The sequence below is a fragment of the Roseateles sp. T103 genome, from assembly GCF_057219915.1.
Genome location: NZ_JBXVVS010000001.1, coordinates 888,338 through 907,643, shown reverse-complemented (window position 1 = coordinate 907,643; position 19,306 = coordinate 888,338). Strand labels below are relative to the sequence as shown.

Here is a 19,306-nt window from a genome sequence, read left to right as displayed (position 1 = left end):
CGTGTCGGTGTTGATCGCGTGGAGCCCGCTGATCCGGCTCTGCCGGGCATGCGGGCTCGCACCCTTGAGGGGGCACGCGAAGCGTGTAGGGGGTGGTTCAAGGCAGCCAATCCATCGCTGCGGTGTGCTCGGGAATGTTCAGCTCGGCATCGTAGTACGGGCCGACGAAGTACAGGCCATCGGGCGAGAAGGTCGGCGCCGCGGCATCGCGGTTGCGCGCCGCCAGCACCTCGCTCATCCATGCCGCCGGCCGCGAGCCCGTGCCCACTGCGATCAGGCAGCCCATGATGTTGCGCACCATGTGATGAAGGAAGGCCGAGCCATCGAACTCGAAGCGCCAGTAGGCGCCGCGACGATGGATCTCAACACGGCGCAGCGTCTTCACCGGCGAGGCCGCCTGGCATTCGGCGGAGCGGAAGGAGCTGAAGTCGTGCTCGCCGAGCAGCAGTGCCGCGGCCTCGCGCATCGCGTCGCCATCGAGCGGGCGGAACACCCAGCCCACGCCACCGCTCTCGATCGCCGGCCGCACCGCCGATTCGAGCAGCAGATAGGCATAGCGCCGGCCACGCGCGTGGTTGCGCGCGTGGAAGTGCTCGCCGGGAAAGGCGCACCACTGCACGGCGATGTCAGGCGGCAGGTAGCGGTTGGTACCGCGCACCCAGGAGAAAGGCTCGCGCTCCACCGGCGCATCGAAATGCACCACCTGGTTCAGGCCATGCACGCCGGTGTCGGTACGGCCGGCGCAGATCGTGCGGATTGGCTGGGCCGCGAACTGCGACAGCGCCGCCTCCAGAGCATCCTGCACCGTGCCGCCACCGGGCTGGCTCTGCCAGCCCTTGTAGGCCGTGCCGCGATAGCTGATACCCAGCGCCACCCGTATCGTCACCTGTGATTGCTCCTGCCAAAAAACGAAAAGGCGTCCGGCCGGACCGGACGCCTTTCAAAGTGTACCGAGCGGCTGCGAGCCGCCAGGATCATTGGCTGACGATCAGCGCAGCTCCTTGAGCATGGCCTGAGCCTTGTCCTTCACATCGCCGGTCGCCTTGTCCAGCAGTTCGGTGAGCACGTCACGCGCACCCTCAACATCGCCGATCTGCCGGAATTCCTCGGCCAGTTCAAGCTGCCGTTGCAGCGGATCGCCCTCGTCCTCCAGCGCATCGAAAGCGTTCGCCAAGGGCCCGCTGGACTGTTCCTCGAGCAGCAGGCTGTCCAGGGCTTCGCCCTCGATGGGGGTCGCGGCAGCAGACGGAATCTCCTCGACACCTGCCGGAGCAGCTGCTTCTGCTTGCGGCAGGTCCAAATCGATGGAAGACAAATCGAAGTCCAGCGATGCCGGCGTCTCCGAAGCAGAGGCTGCGGCAGCGGGCGCCGCGGCCGGTGCACCCAGGTCCTCGAGATCGAAGCTGAGTTCACCCAATTCAGTGCTGGCCATTGCAGGCTCGCCGGACTTCTCGGGCAGAGACAGATCGACGTCCATGGACAAGGGCGCCTGCTCCACCGTGGTCGCCATGGCCTGGGTTGCCTCCATCGCGGTCGGCGACACGGCCGGCGCCGGAGACTCGCCGAGATCCAGATCGAGATCCAGATCCAGGCCGCTGGCAGGGCCGGTGTCGACAATGCCGCGGTCCATTGGCTCGGTCGCAAGATGGGCGCCAACGATCGTGGACTGCTGCGCCGTCTGCGGCAGCGTGCTCGCGTTCATCGGCTCGGGGTGGCCCTCGAAATCGCCGAGCAACTCGCCGGGCGCGCCACCAGGCTGGTAGAGCGGGTTGTCCGGATCGATCAGGCGGCCAAGCTCCTGCGCCTTGGTCCAGTCCTCGCCCTCACCCTTGGTCTCGGCATAGAGCTGGATGGCCAGTTGCTCGAAACCCTTGATGTCGCGGCGCTTGGCGTAGACCTCGAGCAGCTTCAGGCGAATCGCCAGGCGTTCTGGATTGCTGCGCAAAGCCTCCTTGAGGATCTCCTCAGCCTGCAGGTCTCGGCCGTAAGCCAGATAGACATCGGCTTCGGCCACCGGATCGACATCGCCGATCGCATCGAGCTGGCTCAGCGAGTAGCTCATCGACGAGCCGCTGCTGGTGGCATCGCGCGTGTCGACGCGCTGCCCACCAGACGCACCGAAGAAGGAATCGGGCTGCAAACGGCTTTCGTGGAAACCGGTATCCGCCTTTGGCTTGCTGGCGCGGCCGCGCAGGCGCATCAGGCCGAGACCGCCGAGCAGAGCCACCAGTACGCCAGCGACCGGCAACACCAGCGGGCTGTTCATCAATTCTTCGACCAGACCAGGCGGTTCGGCTTCGACCGGGGGCGGCGGTACCATCGGTTTGGCCGCGGGCGCGGAAGGCTTGGCTTGTGCGGGCGCTGCGACTGAGGCCGGCACGCTCGCCGGCACCGCTGCCGTAGGAATGGCCACAGCCGGTGCAGCCGGTGAAGGCGCCGAAGCGACAGCGGCGGGAGTTGCTGCCGGCTTGGCCGCGTCCGAAAGCTTCTTCAACTCCTCGACATTGCGCTGCAGTTCAGCCACGCGGGCCGCTTCGGACTTGCGCTCGGCCTCCTTCGAGGCCTGGGCCTCCAGACCAGCCGAAGCGGCCTTGCTCAGCTTGAGCTTGTCGGGACTGGGAGCAGGGGCGGCCTTGCGGTCATCGACCTCGGCCTGCACCTGCCCCTTCGCGACACGGGTAGCCTCAGGCGCAGACGGCAGCGCCGCGGCGCCAGCTGCCAGCCGTTCACGGTAGGCGCTGAAGTCGGCACTCTGCACGGCAACAACCTCGCGGGCCTCGCCAGCCGGGATCGCTTCAAGCGCTTCCTTGGACGGCACCTGCAAGACCACGCCGGCCTTGAGCCGGTTCATGTTGTCTCCGACGAAGGCCTCCGGATTGCTGCGATAGAGCCCGACCAGCATCTGGTCCAACGAGACTTCCGCCGGCTTGGTCATGCCAGCTACCCTGGACAGCGTGTCGCCAGGCTTGACCCTGTACTGCGTCGCAGCAGGCGGACGCTCGGTGGCCACCTGCGCGGGCTTGGGTGCAGGGGCAGATACGCCCGAGGGCGTGGCCGCGCGGGCCGGTGCTGAGGCGGGGGCCGCTGCAGCGGCCGCACGAGGCGCCGCTGCCACGGCGGGCGCTGCTGGCACCAGCGGACGAGTCTCCACGGGCGCTGGGGCGATGGCTGGAGCGGTGCTGACCGCCGCGGGCGGCACCGGTCGGGCCAGCGTCGGCGGATCGAACAGCATTGTGTACTCACGCACCAGACGCCCGCCCGCCCATGTGATCTCGAGGATCACATCGACAAAGGGCTCCTGCACGGCGCGGTCGCTCGCAATTCGCAAATAAGGCCGCCCGTCGCTACGACGCGCAAGTTCGACTCGGGTGCTGGTCAGCACCGGGTTGTAGTCAACCCCAGTCGCGCGGTAGGCATCGGGCGTGGCCACGCGCACACGCAGCGTGCCGGCCTCTTCCGGCGTGATGGAGGCGATATCGATCTCGGCCGCGAGCGTTTCGCCCAGCGCGGACTGCACGCTGAGCCGGCCGAGGCCCAGGCCCCAAGCCGCGGTGCTCGCCACACTCAAGGTCGCTACCGCCACATGGGTCAGGGCAAAACGCCCCCAAGAGCTATGTTTCTTTTTCAAGGCGTCCCCCAAAGCGACAAGGCGGGTTGGCACAGCAACCCGCCCTCCTCAGCATGATTTCCCCGACCCAGCAAAGCAGATGCAGCTGACCTCATGAATCGCGATCTATGAAATCACAACAGCGTCAAGCATATACGCTCATCTGCTCACGCAGAACCTGAATACCGCGAGAGTCTCCCTCCTGATTAACCAGCGGTTACCGGCTTGTGGCTTGTCGGCAACGAGAAAGGGGCCCGACAGGGCCCCTTCTTCGCGTGACAGGCGGTGTCGATCAGCGCGCCAGCAGGATGCGCAGCATGCGGCGCAGCGGTTCGGCAGCGCCCCACAGCAGCTGGTCGCCGATGGTGAAGGCGCCGACATACTCCGGACCCATCGCCAGCTTGCGGATGCGGCCGACGGGGATGGTCATCGTGCCGGTCACCGCCACCGGGGTCAGGTCTTGAATGGTGGCCTCGCGGGTGTTGGGCACCACCTTTACCCACTGGTTGTCGGCGGCGATCATCGCCTCGATGTCGGCCACCGGCACGTCCTTCTTCAGCTTGAAGGTCAGCGCCTGGCTGTGGCAGCGCATCGCACCGACGCGCACGCAGAAACCATCGACCGGGATCGCTGCCGTGCCGAAGCCCTCACCCATGCCGAGAATCTTGTTGGTCTCGGCCATGCCCTTCCACTCTTCCTTGGACTGGCCGTTGCCGAGGTCCTTGTCGATCCAGGGGATCAGCGAGCCGCCCAGCGGCACGCCGAAGTTGGCGGTCTCGGCGGCGCTCAGGCTGCGCTGCTTGGCGATGACCTTGCGGTCGATCTCGAGGATCGCACTCTTCGGATCATCGAGCAGCGCCTTGACCTCGGCGTTCAGCGTGCCGTACTGCGTCAGCAGCTCGCGCATATGCTGCGCGCCGCCGCCGGAGGCCGCCTGATAGGTCTGCGTGCTCATCCACTCGACCAGGCCGGCCTTGTAGAGCGCGCCCACGCCCATCAGCATGCAGCTGACGGTGCAGTTGCCGCCCACCCAGTTCTTGCCGCCCTTGGACAGAGCGTCCTTGATCACCGGCATGTTCACCGGGTCGAGGATGATGACGGCGTCGTCCTGCATGCGCAGCGTCGAGGCCGCGTCGATCCAGTGGCCGTTCCAGCCGGCGGCGCGCAGCTTGGGGAAGACCTCGGTCGTGTAGTCGCCGCCCTGGGCCGTGATGATGATCTCGCAGCGCTTGAGCTGCTCGATGTCATAGGCGTCCTGCAGCTTGGTCTCGTTCTTGGCCTGCGCCGGGGCGGCGCCACCGGCATTGGAGGTGCTGAAGAACAGCGGCTCGATCAGGTCGAAGTCGCGCTCGGCCACCATGCGGTCCATCAGCACGGAGCCCACCATGCCGCGCCAGCCCACCAGTCCAACAAGTGTCGTCATCTTGATACCTCTATCGCCCTAACAATGAAGAAAAGAAAAATCGGCTCGGATCTTCTTCCTCCCCGGCTCGCTTCGCCGGGTGTGTAGGGGCGAGACGAACCGGAGCTGAATCAGCTCTTAATGGTTTTGGTCGTGGTGGCGATAGCGGCAACGACCGCATCGCCCATCTCGCGGGTGCTCACCTTCTTCGTGCCCTCGGACCAGATGTCCGCGGTACGCAGCCCCTGGGCCAGCACGGACTGGACCGCGACCTCGATACGGGCGGCGGCTTCAGGCTGGTTGAGGGAGAACTTGAGCATCATGGCAGCGGAGAGAATTGTAGCCAGCGGGTTTGCAATACCCTTACCGGCGATGTCCGGCGCGCTGCCGTGGCTGGGCTCGTAGAGGCCCTTGTTGTTCTTGTCCAACGAGGCCGAAGGCAGCATGCCAATCGAGCCGGTCAGCATCGCCGCCTCGTCCGACAGGATGTCGCCAAACATATTGCCGGTGAACACCACGTCGAACTTCTTCGGCGCCTTGACCAGCTGCATCGCGGCGTTGTCCACGTACATGTGCTCGAGCTCGACGTCCGGGTAGTCCTTGTGCACCTCGGTCACGACGTCCTTCCAGAACTGGAAGGTCTCCAGCACATTGGCCTTGTCCACCGATGTCACCTTCTTGTTGCGCTTGCGCGCAGCCTGGAAGGCCACATGGGCGATGCGCTCGATCTCCGGGCGCGAATAGCGCATCGTGTCGAAGGCTTCCTCGGCGCCGGGGAAGTGACCATCCACCGCGGTGCGGCGGCCGCGCGGCTGGCCGAAATAGATGTCGCCGGTCAGCTCGCGGATGATCAGGATGTCCAGGCCGGACACCAGCTCGGGCTTCAGGCTCGATGCGTGGGTCAGTTGCTCGTAGCAGATCGCCGGACGGAAATTGGCGAACAGGCCCAGGTGCTTGCGCAGGCCCAGGATGGCCTGCTCGGGGCGCAGAGGGCGGTCCAGCTTGTCGTACTTCCAGTCGCCGACGGCGCCGAACAGGATGGCATCAGCCTCCTGCGCCAGCTTCAGCGTCGCCTCAGGCAGCGGATGGCCGGCAGCTTCGTAAGCGGCGCCGCCCACGGGCGCCTCTTCCATCGTCAGTGGCAGGTCCAACGCCTTCAGCACCTTTACTGCCTCGGCCACGATCTCCGGGCCAATGCCATCGCCCGGCAGGATTGCGATCTTCATGGGGGTTCCTTGGTATTCGTTGTTCAGCCCTGCAGCTGGTGGGCCAGCCACGGCTTATGGGCCAGACGCTCCGCCTCGTAGGCCTTGATCTTGTCGGCATGGCGCAGCGTCAGCCCGATGTCGTCGAAGCCATTGAGCAGACAGTACTTGCGGAAGGCCTGCACCTCGAAAGGCAGCTCTTCGCCATCGGGCTTGACGATGCGCTGACGTTCCAGGTCGATGGTCAGCTGGTAGCCCGGGAAGGCGGCCACTTCGTCGAACAGACGCGCCACCTGCGACTCCGGCAGCGCGATGGGCAGCAGGCCGTTCTTGAAGCAGTTGTTGAAGAAGATGTCGGCGAAGCTCGGCGCAATGATGCAGCGGAAGCCGTACTGCTCCAGCGCCCAAGGCGCGTGCTCGCGGCTGGAGCCGCAACCGAAATTCTCGCGCGCCAGCAGGATGCTCGCGCCCGCATAGCGCGGCTGGTTCAGCACGAAGTCGGGGTTGGGCTTGCGGCTGGCCGGATCCTGGCCGGGCTCGCCGCGGTCCAGATAGCGCCACTCATCGAAAAGATTAGGGCCGAAGCCGCTGCGCTTGATCGACTTCAGGAACTGCTTGGGGATGATCGCGTCGGTATCGACGTTGGCGCGATCCATCGGGGCCACCAGACCCTTGTGCACGGTGAACTTATCCATTTGCTTTGCGCTCCTCGATCAGGCGATGCGACGCACGTCGACGAAATGGCCTTCAATGGCCGCTGCGGCAGCCATCGCGGGACTGACCAGATGGGTGCGCCCGCCGGCGCCCTGGCGACCTTCGAAGTTGCGGTTGCTGGTCGACGCGCAGCGCTCGCCCGGCTCCAGCCGGTCGGCGTTCATCGCCAGGCACATCGAGCAGCCAGGCTCGCGCCACTCGAAACCGGCAGCCTTGAAGATCTGGTCCAGGCCTTCGGCCTCGGCCTGGGCCTTCACCAGGCCCGAGCCCGGCACCACCAGCGCGAGCTTCACATTGCTGGCCACGCGGCCGCCCAGGCGCTTGACCACGGCAGCAGCCTCTCGCATGTCCTCGATGCGGCTGTTGGTGCAGGAACCGATGAAGACCTTGTCGATGCGGATGTCGCTGATCGCCTTGTTCGGCTCCAGCGCCATGTACTGCAGCGCGCGCTCGATGGCACCGCGCTTGACGGCGTCCTTCTCCTTGTCCGGATCGGGCACGCGGTCCTCGATGGACAGCACCATCTCCGGGCTGGTGCCCCAAGTCACCTGCGGACGGATCTGCGCGGCGTCCAGCTCGACCACGGCATCGAACTTCGCACCGGGGTCGGAGTGCAGCGTGCGCCAGTAGGCGACAGCCTGATCCCATTCCACACCCGTCGGCGTGAAAGGACGGCCCTTCACATAGTTGATCGTCGTGTCGTCCACGGCCACCAGGCCGGCGCGCGCACCCGCCTCGATCGCCATATTGCAGACCGTCATGCGGCCTTCCATGGACAGCGCACGAATGGCGGAGCCGCCGAACTCGATGGTGTAGCCGGTGCCACCGGCCGTGCCGATCTTGCCGATGATGGCCAGCACGATGTCCTTGGCGCCGACGCCCTTGGCCACCTGGCCTTCCACCTTCACCAACATGTTCTTGGCCTTCTTGGCCAGCAGCGTCTGCGTAGCCAGCACATGCTCGACCTCCGAGGTGCCGATGCCATGCGCCAGAGCGCCAAAGGCACCGTGGGTGGAGGTATGGCTGTCGCCGCAGACCACGGTCATGCCGGGCAGCGTGGCGCCCTGCTCCGGACCCATCACATGGACGATGCCCTGGCGCTTGTCCAGGAAGGGGAAATAGGCTGCCGCGCCGAAGGCCTTGATATTGGCGTCCAGCGTGGTGATCTGCTGCTTGCTGGTCGAGTCGACGATGCCGTCGTAGCCCAGTTCCCAGCCGGTGGTCGGCGTGTTGTGGTCGGCGGTGGCGACGACCGAGCTGACGCGCCAGACCTTGCGGCCGGCCAGGCGCAGGCCTTCGAAGGCCTGCGGGCTGGTCACCTCGTGCACCAGATGGCGATCGATATACAGGACGGCGGTACCGTCTTCCTCGGTGTGGACGACATGCTCGTCCCAGAGCTTGTCGTAAAGCGTGCGAGCAATGGTCATGCTGCTTGGCCTTTCTTCAGGGTCTTGATCGACGGTTTGATCATCGTTTCTTCCTGGCGGCTGTCCGCCGGGCACAGCGCGTCGACAAAGCGCTGCACCACCATGGGCAGGCGCTCCTGGCGCACCACCCCCAGAACATAGTCGCGCTGCGCCCAGGGCTCATCCAGGCGCAGGCGCTTCACCTCGAACACGCGGGCAAAGCGCTCCGCCGGCACCTCGGGCAGCACCGCCACGCCCAGGCCGGTTTCCACCAGCTGCGCGATCGCATCGAAGCCGCGCACCTGCAGCCGCGCCTTGAGTGTGCGGCCGCGCGCCAGCGCCTGCTCGCGCATCAAGTCCTGCGCCGCGGCGCCGGCATGCAGGCCGATCAGGTCGTAGTCGAGCAGGTCGTCGAAGCTGACCGCCTCGCGCGTGGCCAGCGCGTGGCCGCGTGGCACCAGCACCGCCAGGCGGGCCGGCTTGTAGATCCAGGTCTGCAGCCGGTTGTCCAGCAGCGGCGGCGTGAACACGCCGACATCGGCACGCCCCTCGGCCACCGCGGCCTGCACCTCGGTGCTGGTCAGGTCTTCCAGGCTGATGCGGATCTGCGGATGATGCTGTGAGAAGGCCGCCAGGTCCGGCGGCAGGCACTCGGCGATCGAGCCAGTATTGGCCGCGATGCGCAGATGGCCCTTGATGCCGCGGGCGAACTCCATCACCTCGCTCTCCAGCGCATGCAGCGAGGCATGCAGCGAGCGGATATGGCGCACCAGCGCCCGGCAGGCCTCCGTCGGCTCGACACCGCGCGCGCGGCGCTCGAAGAGCTGCACGCCGAGCCGCGCCTCCAGGTCGGAGATGCGCTTGCTCGCCGCGGCCAGCGCCAGATGCTCCTGCTGCGCGCCACGCGTGATCGAGCGCGTCTGCTCGATCGCCAGCACGAGATTCAGGGTTGTTAGGTCCAAACGCATTTGTCGGGGCGTGACTCAAACGCGAGTCCAGCATTTTGCGGACGCAGGATACGCTCAGCCAGCCTTCGCGCCAACAGCCAACAATACCAGATAATGCAACGATGACATCGCAGAACGCGAAGCCATTAGGCAACTGCCAGTAGGTAGCCCGCAACCAGGCCATCGGAAAAAAATGGGGCGTGCCAATTGGCACGCCCCAATCAGAACAGGGTGCTAGTCAGCCGCTGTCTGGATTCAGGCCTTGCGGCGGCGCGCCATAGACATGGCAGCCAGTGCCAAGCCCGCCAAGGCGAGAACGCCAGGCTCCGGAACGTTCAACGGCGCGGTCGAAATGGTGAAGGAGAACGGCACAAACGTGTTCTGGCCTTCTTGCGTGGTAAAGCCGATACAGCCACTCGCTTGGCCTGCGACAGCGCAAACCCCATTGCTCAGCGGGTGGAACGCGCCGGCGCTGGTCGGAAACACATTGACGAAGTAGGTGTAGCCATCGTAGTCGAACGACTGGTTCAACAGGCCACCGGTCAGCACGAAGATGTCATCACACAGCACACCGTTCGTGGCCTGAGCGCAAGGCGTATCGTTAGGGGTCTCAGTGAACGAGATCGGCACGATCAGCGACGGCAGACCTCCCGGGCCAGCGCTGGCGGGATTGGCTGCACTCAGCGTAATCGTGGACCTCAGCGTAGCACCGGTCAACGAGTCACCAGTAATAGGGCGGTTCCTGTGAGTCACGGAACTGCCCAAAGCCCAGAACGAGTTAGGCACCGCGCCGCCACCGACATAGGTCTGGACATTCTGATTGGCAGCAGGATTGCCAATCACCAGCTGGCTCTGACCCTGGCCCGTTGACGTACCCCAGGACAACGTCAGATTGTCTGGACTGAGACTCACGGATCCGGGCGTACGGCTGCTCCATTGACTCGTGATGGTGGCAGTCCAATCCGTCACCAATGCTGCTGCATTCGCGCTCAGGGCAGCGGCGAAGAGACTGACACCAGCCAGAATCGTTTTGACCTTATGTGCTTTCATCTACATGCTCCTCAAATACTTGCGACAAGAGATGCCTCTTAGCAGCAAGAACCGGGCCAGCGTGTCGGCAAGGCAAGAAATGCCCTTGTTCTTCAAGTGGTTACCATGGCACCAATGTCAGCGACGCTTGAGCCAGAGCGAGACATGTCAAAAGTTTCGACACCTGCCTTTGCCGAGCTGATGAACCAAGTAATTGGCAATTTCATGAGATCAGCCGCTGGCGGAGAGGACCGGCTGCGGCGCCGGCATCGGGTCGAGCCGTGCGCCTCAGCCACCGGCCGGTAACCTGTTGTTGCTGCCTAGCTGGGCGAAACGGATGTCGCGGCTGCCGCGAACTCGCTCAACAGTCCGGAGCGAAACGCATGCAGATCACCGTCATCTGCATGGTCACCCTGCAACAACTGAAACGGCCCAGCCAGGATGGGAGAAACGGCGCTGCAACCAAAGCGCGGAACCATGCCCCCACCGTCAACAACGACTGGAGGGCCCGTGATGATCAAGATCTTCGGCAGCGCCGGCCTTGCCGTGGCCACGCTCTCGGCCCTGCTGCTCTTCGGCATTGCCGCCAGCAGCGCCGGAGGCCGCGACGGCGGTCGCTTCTGGTCCGCCATCATCGCCGGCCTGCCGCTGCTCGGCGGACTGCTGCTGGCCTATGGCTGCGGGCTGGGCAATGCCGGTTTCGACTGGGTGCTGGGCGAGCGCGGCACCGCCCCGGCACGCTGGCTGCTGGTGCTGGCCGCGCTGATCGCGGCGGCCGTCGTCACCACGCTGAGCGCCGCAGTGCGCACCGAAGTGACCGAGCAGACACCCTGGGCACTGTGGCCGGTGCGCGACTGGGCGCATTGGGTCTGGTTGCCGACCTTGCTGGCCGGCGCTGCGCTGGGTCTCTACCCTACGCTGCGCCAGAGCCTGCCCGCCTGGGCCTGGCAGGCCCCGCTGAGCGCAGTGGCCGGGCTTTCGCTGCTGCTCTGCGCCGGCCTGCTGGTGCAGCTGGTGCAAACGCAGCACGAATCGCAGGTCCAGCGCGTCCAGGAAGACGTCGCATTCATGAACAAGCGCAACGCCGACATGCTGGCCAAGGTGCAGCAAGCCGACGTGCAGCGTGACTTGCTCAACCTGCTGCCGCACAGCTCGCCGTTTGAAGAGACGCAGATCCGCGAACTGGCGCTGGCCAAGCTGCGCCAGCACCCCGACCTGGATGGCGCGCTGATGCAGGTGCTGCGCGGCGCCTACCCCGAGAAAGCCTTCTCCTACCTGAAGGCCCAAGAGGTGAAGAACCGGGCTGCGATGGCCGCCGCGATCCGCGATGGCATCGCGGCCTATTCGAGCCAGCTGCAGGACGACATCTCCCGCACCCACACGCTGCGCGCCGACGACTACCAGCCCGCCGTGCGCCGCATCCTCGCCACGGTGGATCGCTTCGCCGACCAGGGCGTGGACTTCCGCCCGGCGCTGAAGCAGCTGCGCGGTGCCTTCGATGCACCGCGCACCGGCTACGCGCAGCCGACGCCGCGCATGGCCGGCCAGCGTGACATCGACGCGTGGCTGCAGACGCACGGACTCGAGCGCCCGGAGCACCGTCAGCCATGAGCACACCCTACGCACTGCTGCTGCAGCGCCTGTGCGTCGTCACGGCCGCCGTGCTGAGCCTGTTCAGCACGATGGCGGCCCACGCGCAGGACATCGCCGCCAGCAGCGGGCCCTTCGCCTTGCGGCTGATCGAGAAGCGCAGCGGCCTGCAGTTCAATGCCAACTACGGCTTCGTGCGCGTGCGCTACTACGAGATCCGCTTGCTGTACCGGGGCAAGCCGATGACGCTGCGCGACGAAGCCGGCCGCAAGGCAAGCGACTTCAGCGATGCCTTCGTGCTGGTCGGTGCGCCCGAGCCAGCGCTGCTGGTCGCGAACCAGGGCTGGCAGCTGATCACCGAGCGCGACGGCAAGCTGATGATCAGCCCCCTCACCCAGGGTCGCGCCGACACGCTGCGCTGGGCCGAAGGCCCGCCGGCCGAGCGGCGCATCGACGTCGGCCGCACGCGCACCGAGGCGCCGGCCTCGCTGGAGCTCAGGGGCCGACGCCACCTGCTGCTCGACGAGAAGACCGTGCTGGACATCGGCACGCTGCAAACCCGGAACCCCGGCCAGCGCAGCGCCGATCGTGCCTCTGCGGCTGCCACTGCCGAGCCCGGCGAAGCGGCTGCCCCCATCCCCGCGGGCTATGTGCTCGCCGTGCGCGACCCGCTGGGCACCTCGCCCGACGGCCGCGCCATCGCCCAGCTCTACCGAGGGCCGTCGAATTCGCCGCGCGACTCGCTCGTCGTGGTCAGCAGCATGGACGGCAGCGGCCAGCGGCATTTCCTGCCCCTCGATCTGCGCGCGCTCACCGGCTTGAAGGAGTATCCCGACACCGTGGAGCCCTTGCTGCACCACTTCGAATGGACCGCGTCAGCAGGCACGGAGCTTCCCCGACTGCGTCCACGCGGCGCCAGCGACAAGAGCCGCAAGGGCTGGCAGTCGCAGTTCCAGTTCGGCGTCGCCGCGCCGCTGTCGCCGCAGGGCCAACGACTGCCACGCTACAGCGTGGCGCCGGTGCGAGCGGCGATGTTCGCCGCAGTGCGCGATCACCTGATCGAGCACTGCCAAGCCAAGCCTCAGCCAGCTGAGCCGGGCGATCCGCCGGCCGAGCAATTCGCGCGGCTCAACTACTGGATCATGCCGTTGGTGCTGCGTTACGAAGCCGATGGCCGCAGCCTGATCGTCGAGTCAGCCCCTACGCAAGACCTGCTCTGGGCACAGACCGCCGTCACCTGCTTCGGCGAAGCAATCGAAGCCCAGCTGGCCGATGGGGGCCCCTGGCGCCAGTTCCTCGCCATGCAGCGCTGAGCCACGGCTCAGAACAGATCGCTCCAGAAGGCCCGCAGCACCAGCGCGCTGAGCAAGGTGCCACAGGCCAGCGAGACGCGCTGCGCGCTGTTCGCCGCCACGCCTGCCAGCAGCTGGCGTGCCGCGACGAACAGGCCGACAGCAGCAGGCAGCACCGCCAGCAGCGCCAGCGCGTGACGCCCGGCCGGGCTGGGCGTCAGATGCCCTTTGGCATCCACTGCGGCGACCACCACCACGAAGGCCCATGCCGGCGCCGCCAGGCCCAGCACCAACGGCAGATGCGGCCAGCGCAACAAGCGCTGCAAATGGCCTTGTCTGGCGGGCAGCTCAAGGCGGTGGCTGGTCCCGGCGGATGGCGATGGCCGCTGCGTCGCTTGCAGCTCATGCGGACTTGGCACGGCTGACACCCCGGCCAGCGCGGACGGCAGATCCTGCAGCGTCCCGCACTGCCGCTGCAGACGACGCAGCGTATCGCTGGCCAGCTGGCCCAACGGGACAGGAAACCCGCGTTCGTCATGTAGCCCGCTGGGTTCCACGCTTCGGGCCAGCGCCCGCAGCGTCGGTGCGGCACGTGCATCGCCGAGCTCGCCCAGCGCGGCGAAGGTGGCCGCCAGGTCCTGCTGCGCATTGGGCTGCACATCGCGCTGCGCCAGCCACCACAGCAGAAGCTCCAGCGCCTCATCGCGCGTCTTCACCGCGCCGACCGCGCCCTGGCCCAGCTCATGCAGCAGGCGGGCGCGCCCATCCAGGCCGGCTGAGAACAGGCTGTGCCGACACCCGGCGATGCTGCTCCGGTCGGTGGATGAATTCGACATGCGCTGTTTGCCCTCATGCTTGAGCGACCCGTTGGCGTAGGCGCTGCGGGTGCGCATTCTGTGTCGCGACAGGTTGCTGCGCACAGCGCTGCAACAAATGAAACGCCGCCGCCATCGCACTGCAACCGTGGCCGCGCACACTGCCGGCCAGCACCACCCGAGGAGCAAGCTCTTGGCGCCTGATCCATCCCTGCCGCACCTCGCGGCCTCGCACCGGCAAGGCCCGGGCAGAACCGGCCTGCTGCGCTGGCTCGCCCCGCTGCTCGCTGCGCTACTCAGCGCTGGCACGCTGGCCCTGAGCCCACTGCCTGCACATGCTGCGGGCACGCTGACCCTGCTGCAGAGTCGCCCGCTCGATGCCGGCGCGTCCCCAGGTCCGCTGCCCTGGCCGCCAGGCACACGCTGGCAGTTCGACGCTGCGGGGCTGCGCGGGCCGATGCCACTGCAATGCCAGCGCGCACGCCAACAGCTGCTGCGCCTGCGACCCCAGGGTCTGTTCCAGGGCGCCTGGCAGAACGACGCCGATGCACAGGCAATCGCCAAGGCCCAGGCCCTGGGCTTGAGCGGCACGCAGACCACCACGCTGCGGCTGGACTGCGCCAATGCCAGCTTCGATCTGCACCGCGCGACGCCAGACCATCTGCTCACCGCGATCGATGGCCAGGTGTTGGTACTGCAGCACCTCCCCGATCGCGCCAACGCGGGAACGCCGGTGCGCGAGCTGCTGCTGCAGCATCTGGCCGAACAGGGTGCCTTCGACACCGAGCGCCTGGCACGGCTGCGCGCCTGGCTGTCGCCATCGCTGCGGAGGGCCTTCGAGGCCTGGTTCGCTCGGCCGGCCAACCCAGCCGAAGCGCCCTATCTCGACGGCGATCCCTTCACCGACTCGCAGGAGCCCCCGGCGGCGCTGACCCTGGGCGAGCTCAGGCACAGCGGCGCGCAAGCCTGGCAGACCGTCTTCGTCGAGTTCGAGGGCGGCATCCGTCGCTCGATCGTCTACCGCCTGCAGCGCCAGCCGCAAGGTGACTGGCGCATCAGCGACATCGAGTACGGCCACGACACCACGCTGCTGCAGCTGCTGCGCAAGGACACCGCGCCGGTGCGCCGTTAGCCGGTGCAGGCACCGCGGTCGCTGGCCGGCTAGCGCGCGGCCAGCAAGACGATCGCGCCGTCGCGCAGCTCGGCGGTCCAGTTTGAGCTCTGCTCGCGGCAGGCCGTCTCGGCGACGAAGCGGAGGATCTCTTCGCGCCGCTGCAGCGGCACCCCGGTGACGCGCTCCCAGTCCTGCGCGGTCGGCACGTCTATCCACAGCGGCTCGGCGTCGTCGCTGCTCATCTCCCAGGGGAAGGACAGGCTCAGCTCGTCGCCCTCGTGATAGTGCACCAGCCCGGCGCGGCCCTGGTTCGTGTAGCTGAGCCGGCGCGAGAAGCGCCGCGCCAGCTGCTGCCGCTGCGCATCGCGGCGCTGCAGGTCCTCGCCAGCATCGGCCAGTGCGGCCGGCTGCGGCAGCGTGCGCGGCTGCGCGGCGTCCTTGTGCAGATGCACGCGCAGGCAGCCGCCCGAGGCATGGCCGATCTCCAGCCACAGCTCGCCAGCGGGCCAGGGCAGTGCATCGAGCAGCAGCCGCGTGCGCGCCAGCAGCAGCGCCTGCACCGGCTCGTCCAGCAGCATCAGACCGCCCGCATCGCGCAGGCGCAGGCGCTGCCAGTCTTCGGGCTGCGCCTCCTCGGGCAGCCACAGCTGCAGCTGCTGGCAGTCGGGGTACTGGGCCACGCGCGCCAGCGGCGGCGTGAAGCGAGCCGGCAGCTGAGCTGCCTCACAGGACTGAACCCGCAGCAGGCCGCCGGGCGGCATCGCCAGCTGGCGTCGATCGATCGGCGTATCCATCAGGCCAGTATCGGCAGCGCTTGTTTCAGCCGCGCTTCACGCGCAGGTGCCGCGATGCAACCAATGCAACTCAGGCAGCCCACCCATGAAACCGCGTTGAGACACATGCCGGCCACGATGAGCGCATCGATTTCAGCCCACCACCGACACAGGAGAACCTAGCCATGGGACTGCAAGAACGCCGCATGATCGCCGAGCTGCAAGACACCACGCTGCCCGAGCGCAGCCGCGAGATCGAGGAGATCTGCGGCAGGGCCGTGCCCTACGAGGTCGACTGGTCCTCGTTCGAGAGCGACGCGCAGGCGCTGAACTTCCTCGACAACATCGCCTGCCACCGCATCAATATGGCGCTGCGCACCATCGCGCTGGACCAGATGGGCCGCGACGCGCTGCGCGACAGCCTGAAGACCATCAAGCTCAAGAACGTCGCCGACGCGGCGCAGCGCAAGCTGGACTTCGCCGACGGCGTGCTCGAACTGCACGCCCCCTGGGCCCTGGGCACGCAGGGCATGCACGGCGACGGCGCGATCCGCGATGCGCTGATGGCGCGTCTCTGAGCACCGCCGCGATGAGCCCCAAGCCCCACCACCTGTTGGCGCTGGCCTATGTTCTGGCGCTGGGCCAGCCGCTGCTGCCGCTGCTGATCCACTGGATCTCGCCACCGCCGGCGATCCGCAAGCCCGCATCGGGGCTGGAGCTAGTCGGCACGCTGTTCGATACGGCCGGCGCTGCCGGCTACGGCTACCGGACCCTGCTGATCACAGCCGCCTGCGCGCTGCTGGCGGTGCTGGCCACGGTGGCCGCGTGGTGGCTGTGGCGTCGCGCTCCTGAGGGTGCTGCCGACGCGCCTGCCGCGCTGTGGACCTGGGCGCCGCTGCCGCTGGCGCTGCTGGGGCTGCTCGTCGCCGCCCTCGTCAACGACACGCTCATCATGAAGATGCGGTGACAGCGATGAGCAGGCTCAAGCCACGACACCTTGCCACCGGTACCGCCCTGGCGCTGCTGGCCGCGCTGGCCCAGTTGCCGGGTTCCCCGGCCCTTGCGGCCACCGCAAACCAGGCGGCCTCAACGCCCAAAGCCCCGATGGAAGCACTCACCGAAGCCGCGGCCTTTGCGATCCGCAACGGCGACATCGACAAGGCCCTCGCGCTGATCGCACGCGGGGTCGACACCAAGGCGGCACTGTCGAGCGGCGAGACGCTGCTGCACGATGCTGTGGTCTTCAGCGGCGACAAGGCGCTCATTGCCGCGCTGTTGCGCGCCGGGGCGCCTGTGCGGGCACGCAACAGCTTCGGCGAGACCCCGCTGCAAGCGGCGCTGTCCTATGCCCAGTATCAGCACCAGCCCGAAGGCGGTGCGCGCATGCTGGTGGTGGCCGAGCAGTTGCTGGCTGCCGGCGCTTCGCTGGATGCCAGCGACGCCGACGGCAGACCGCTGCTCCTGCGCATCATGGAGTGGCGCCATCCGCCCCTTCTGCAGCGCCTGTTGCAGCGCGGGCTTCCCATGCCCGACGACGCGCTGCTCCAGGCTCTGCGAGCCGCCGGCGATGCCGAGGGCCTGGGCAACGCCAAGCTGCTGTTCGCGGCCGCGCAGCCGCGCCACCTGAAGGCCCGCGACGACCAGGGCAAGAGCACCGCGCACCTGGCCGCTGCGCAGCGCGAGCTGCTGCCGCTGCTGCAGCGCCTGGCCGAACGCGGCGCCGACCTCAAGGCCATCGATGCCGGTGGCCAGACCGTGTTCGCGGCCGCAGCCTTCGCCGCCAACCTGCCGGCCCTGCAATGGCTGGCCGAACGCGGCGCGCTGAGCCTGCAGGCCGATGCCGACGGCCACACGCCGCTGCACCTGGCCTCGTACGAACCGCGGCCAGAAGTGCTGCGCTGGCTGCGCGAGCGCGGTGCCGACCTGAACGCACGCGACAGGCGCGGCCGCCGCGCGCTGGACATCGCCATCGCCAACGAGCGCTTCGCCTGGCGCTCGCCGGCGGAGAAGCTCGTGCTGGTCGAGCTGCTCGGCGGCGGACCTGCGGACGTGCTGCGCGGACGCTATGCCGAGCATCCGCTGGACATGGCCATCCGCAAGAAGGACCTGAAGCTCGTCGAGTCGCTGCTCAAGCAGGGTGCCGACGCCAATGTGCGCGATGCCTCCGGCCACACGCCGCTGTGGGCCGCGATCGACGCCTGCTCCTGGCCCGCCAGCGTCGACTTCGGCCGCAAGCTGCTGCCGCTGCTGCTGCGCTACGGCGCCGACCCGCGGCGCACCGTCAACGAGCACGAGGACGAAACCTATATCGACCTGGCGCGCCGCTCGCGTGTGCTGGACCTGCTGGAGCGCGAGATGAGCCGGCATTCGCCGCTGCGCTGAACACGAGCAGCGGCAGCAGCAACAACAAACGAAACACGCCTGCCTCTGGCGTGGAACGCGCCTGAAACCGGCGCTTTCGACACTGAGGCCATCGCAGCGCCGGAGCCAATGAAACCAGCATGGCGCGACGAGGCCAGCCGCCCAGGTTGCCTTTCTTTCCTTCCTTCAGTCAATCAAACCGTTAGGAGCCCGCCATGAATCGCTTCCTTCAACTGACCCTCGCCTCCCTCACACTGGCCGCCAGCGGCAGCAACGCCTTTGCCCAGGCCACCATCGACCAGAACAAGGCGTTGGCCGGCGGCGTGACGGCTGGCGATACGGCCGGATTTCCGGTGCAGATCACGCAGCCCGGCAGTTACAAGCTGACCAGCAACCTCGTCGTGCCGGCTGGTCAAACCGGGATCATCATCAGCGCCGAAGGCGTCACGCTGGACTTGAACGGCTTTGCCGTGATCGGCGCAGGAAAGTGCGTACGCCTTGAGGCGAACAAATCTGTGACCTGTGCGAGCTTGCAGGGCGTCGGCATTGATGTCCGTGGACTGGGTTCGTTCGTGCGCAATGGCAGCATCCGCGGCTTCAAAACTGCTTTGTGGAGCTGGGGCAGTGCGGGCGCGGAAAAGTTGTACTTGGCGAACAACGAGTCTGGAATCAGTGCCAGCGCAAGCGTGGACAGCACCAAGCACCCGGCAACGTGGACGGACATTGTCGTCACGCTTTCGCAGAGCACGGGCGTCACTATGCAAAGCGGTGTCCACAAGCTCTCCGGCATCAACTCGTCGCGCAACGGAGGGATGGGCATCTTCATCCAGGGCTCAGACTCGGTGCTGATCGAGAACAGCGTGGTGTCTGACAACGGCGCCTTCGGTATTTCCAATTCCACTGGCAACGTCAAGATCCTGGCGGTGCGCGGCAGCCAGGTCATCAAGAACTACACCAGCCATGCGCAGTTCCAGGTGGACTACCTGACCGACCTCGGCGGCAACCAGTTCCAGTAAGCCCCTCTGACGACGCGGCCGCGGCGGCATCGGTG

17 protein-coding genes are annotated in these 19,306 nt (G+C 67.1%); 7 read left to right on the top strand and 10 right to left on the bottom strand.

Annotated features, from left to right (window positions below; genetic code table 11):
- Positions 1-97 precede the first annotated feature (97 nt).
- The 8 genes from truA to AC2EBS_RS03910 form a co-directional block, all read right to left on the bottom strand.
- Positions 98-880, bottom strand: a complete 783-nt coding sequence (gene truA / locus AC2EBS_RS03945) for a tRNA pseudouridine(38-40) synthase TruA (RefSeq protein WP_484727557.1) — start codon at positions 878-880, stop codon at positions 98-100.
- Between the two features lie 108 nt (positions 881-988).
- Positions 989-3,562, bottom strand: a complete 2,574-nt coding sequence (locus AC2EBS_RS03940) for a FimV/HubP family polar landmark protein (RefSeq protein ID WP_484727556.1) — start codon at positions 3,560-3,562, stop codon at positions 989-991.
- A gap of 337 nt (positions 3,563-3,899) precedes the next feature.
- Positions 3,900-5,030, bottom strand: a complete 1,131-nt coding sequence (gene asd / locus AC2EBS_RS03935) for an aspartate-semialdehyde dehydrogenase (protein ID WP_484727068.1) — start codon at positions 5,028-5,030, stop codon at positions 3,900-3,902.
- 110 nt (positions 5,031-5,140) lie between these two features.
- Positions 5,141-6,235 (bottom strand): 3-isopropylmalate dehydrogenase, encoded by a 1,095-nt coding sequence (leuB, locus tag AC2EBS_RS03930; RefSeq protein WP_484727067.1) that lies wholly within the window; start codon positions 6,233-6,235, stop codon positions 5,141-5,143.
- A gap of 23 nt (positions 6,236-6,258) precedes the next feature.
- Positions 6,259-6,909: a 3-isopropylmalate dehydratase small subunit gene (gene leuD, locus AC2EBS_RS03925; RefSeq protein ID WP_484727066.1), complete on the bottom strand. Its 651-nt coding sequence runs from the start codon at positions 6,907-6,909 to the stop codon at positions 6,259-6,261.
- 18 nt (positions 6,910-6,927) lie between these two features.
- Complete coding sequence (gene leuC / locus AC2EBS_RS03920) at positions 6,928-8,349, bottom strand: 3-isopropylmalate dehydratase large subunit (protein WP_484727555.1); 1,422 nt, start codon at positions 8,347-8,349, stop codon at positions 6,928-6,930.
- 2 nt (positions 8,350-8,351) lie between these two features.
- Positions 8,352-9,302 carry a LysR family transcriptional regulator gene (locus tag AC2EBS_RS03915; RefSeq protein WP_484727065.1) on the bottom strand — a complete coding sequence of 317 codons (951 nt, stop codon included), beginning with the start codon at positions 9,300-9,302 and terminating at the stop codon, positions 8,352-8,354.
- A gap of 234 nt (positions 9,303-9,536) precedes the next feature.
- A complete protein-coding gene (locus tag AC2EBS_RS03910) occupies positions 9,537-10,331 on the bottom strand; it encodes a THxN family PEP-CTERM protein (protein ID WP_484727064.1) in 795 nt (264 codons plus the stop codon).
- Between the two features lie 492 nt (positions 10,332-10,823).
- On the opposite strand from AC2EBS_RS03910, the gene AC2EBS_RS03905 reads away from it, so the two are divergent.
- On the top strand, positions 10,824-11,921 hold the full coding sequence (locus tag AC2EBS_RS03905) for a hypothetical protein (RefSeq protein WP_484727063.1): 1,098 nt from the start codon (positions 10,824-10,826) through the stop codon (positions 11,919-11,921).
- Positions 11,918-13,213, top strand: coding sequence for a hypothetical protein (locus AC2EBS_RS03900; protein WP_484727062.1), 1,296 nt, complete (start codon positions 11,918-11,920; stop codon positions 13,211-13,213). The genes AC2EBS_RS03905 and AC2EBS_RS03900 overlap by 4 nt, the downstream gene beginning before the upstream one ends.
- An 8-nt stretch (positions 13,214-13,221) precedes the next feature.
- Here the strand turns inward: AC2EBS_RS03900 and AC2EBS_RS03895 are convergent, their stop codons facing one another.
- Positions 13,222-14,085, bottom strand: coding sequence for a hypothetical protein (locus tag AC2EBS_RS03895; protein WP_484727061.1), 864 nt, complete (start codon positions 14,083-14,085; stop codon positions 13,222-13,224).
- Positions 14,086-14,200: 115 nt separating this feature from the next.
- On the opposite strand from AC2EBS_RS03895, the gene AC2EBS_RS03890 reads away from it, so the two are divergent.
- The gene (locus tag AC2EBS_RS03890) at positions 14,201-15,139 is read left to right on the top strand and encodes a DUF4864 domain-containing protein (protein WP_484727060.1); all 939 of its coding nucleotides are present in this window, start codon (positions 14,201-14,203) and stop codon (positions 15,137-15,139) included.
- Positions 15,140-15,168: 29 nt separating this feature from the next.
- On the opposite strand, the gene AC2EBS_RS03885 is transcribed toward AC2EBS_RS03890, so the two are convergent.
- Positions 15,169-15,915, bottom strand: a complete 747-nt coding sequence (locus tag AC2EBS_RS03885) for a hypothetical protein (protein ID WP_484727059.1) — start codon at positions 15,913-15,915, stop codon at positions 15,169-15,171.
- Positions 15,916-16,079: 164 nt separating this feature from the next.
- Between AC2EBS_RS03885 and AC2EBS_RS03880 the strand changes: the two genes are divergently transcribed.
- The 4 genes from AC2EBS_RS03880 (at position 16,080) to AC2EBS_RS03865 (ending at position 19,271) form a co-directional block, all read left to right on the top strand.
- Entirely contained in the window at positions 16,080-16,472 is a 393-nt protein-coding gene (locus tag AC2EBS_RS03880; protein ID WP_484727058.1) for a hypothetical protein, read from the top strand.
- Between the two features lie 11 nt (positions 16,473-16,483).
- Positions 16,484-16,861, top strand: coding sequence for a hypothetical protein (locus AC2EBS_RS03875; RefSeq protein WP_484727057.1), 378 nt, complete (start codon positions 16,484-16,486; stop codon positions 16,859-16,861).
- Between the two features lie 5 nt (positions 16,862-16,866).
- Entirely contained in the window at positions 16,867-18,276 is a 1,410-nt protein-coding gene (locus tag AC2EBS_RS03870) for an ankyrin repeat domain-containing protein (RefSeq protein ID WP_484727056.1), read from the top strand.
- A 194-nt stretch (positions 18,277-18,470) separates the two neighbouring features.
- Complete coding sequence (locus tag AC2EBS_RS03865; RefSeq protein ID WP_484727055.1) at positions 18,471-19,271, top strand: right-handed parallel beta-helix repeat-containing protein; 801 nt, start codon at positions 18,471-18,473, stop codon at positions 19,269-19,271.
- The last annotated feature ends 35 nt before the right edge of the window (positions 19,272-19,306 follow it).

Excerpts from the sequence above, each read along its gene's own strand:
- asd (WP_484727068.1), bottom strand. The coding sequence starts at position 5,030 with ATGACGACACTTGTTGGACTGGTGGGCTGGCGCGGCATGGTGGGCTCC.
- leuB (WP_484727067.1), bottom strand. The coding sequence starts at position 6,235 with ATGAAGATCGCAATCCTGCCGGGCGATGGCATTGGCCCGGAGATCGTG.
- leuD (WP_484727066.1), bottom strand. The coding sequence starts at position 6,909 with ATGGATAAGTTCACCGTGCACAAGGGTCTGGTGGCCCCGATGGATCGC.
- AC2EBS_RS03915 (WP_484727065.1), bottom strand. The coding sequence starts at position 9,302 with ATGCGTTTGGACCTAACAACCCTGAATCTCGTGCTGGCGATCGAGCAG.
- AC2EBS_RS03910 (WP_484727064.1), bottom strand. The coding sequence starts at position 10,331 with ATGAAAGCACATAAGGTCAAAACGATTCTGGCTGGTGTCAGTCTCTTC.
- AC2EBS_RS03905 (WP_484727063.1), top strand. The coding sequence starts at position 10,824 with ATGATCAAGATCTTCGGCAGCGCCGGCCTTGCCGTGGCCACGCTCTCG.
- AC2EBS_RS03900 (WP_484727062.1), top strand. The coding sequence starts at position 11,918 with ATGAGCACACCCTACGCACTGCTGCTGCAGCGCCTGTGCGTCGTCACG.
- AC2EBS_RS03895 (WP_484727061.1), bottom strand. The coding sequence starts at position 14,085 with ATGCGCACCCGCAGCGCCTACGCCAACGGGTCGCTCAAGCATGAGGGC.
- AC2EBS_RS03885 (WP_484727059.1), bottom strand. The coding sequence starts at position 15,915 with ATGGATACGCCGATCGATCGACGCCAGCTGGCGATGCCGCCCGGCGGC.
- AC2EBS_RS03880 (WP_484727058.1), top strand. The coding sequence starts at position 16,080 with ATGGGACTGCAAGAACGCCGCATGATCGCCGAGCTGCAAGACACCACG.
- AC2EBS_RS03875 (WP_484727057.1), top strand. The coding sequence starts at position 16,484 with ATGAGCCCCAAGCCCCACCACCTGTTGGCGCTGGCCTATGTTCTGGCG.
- AC2EBS_RS03870 (WP_484727056.1), top strand. The coding sequence starts at position 16,867 with ATGAGCAGGCTCAAGCCACGACACCTTGCCACCGGTACCGCCCTGGCG.
- AC2EBS_RS03865 (WP_484727055.1), top strand. The coding sequence starts at position 18,471 with ATGAATCGCTTCCTTCAACTGACCCTCGCCTCCCTCACACTGGCCGCC.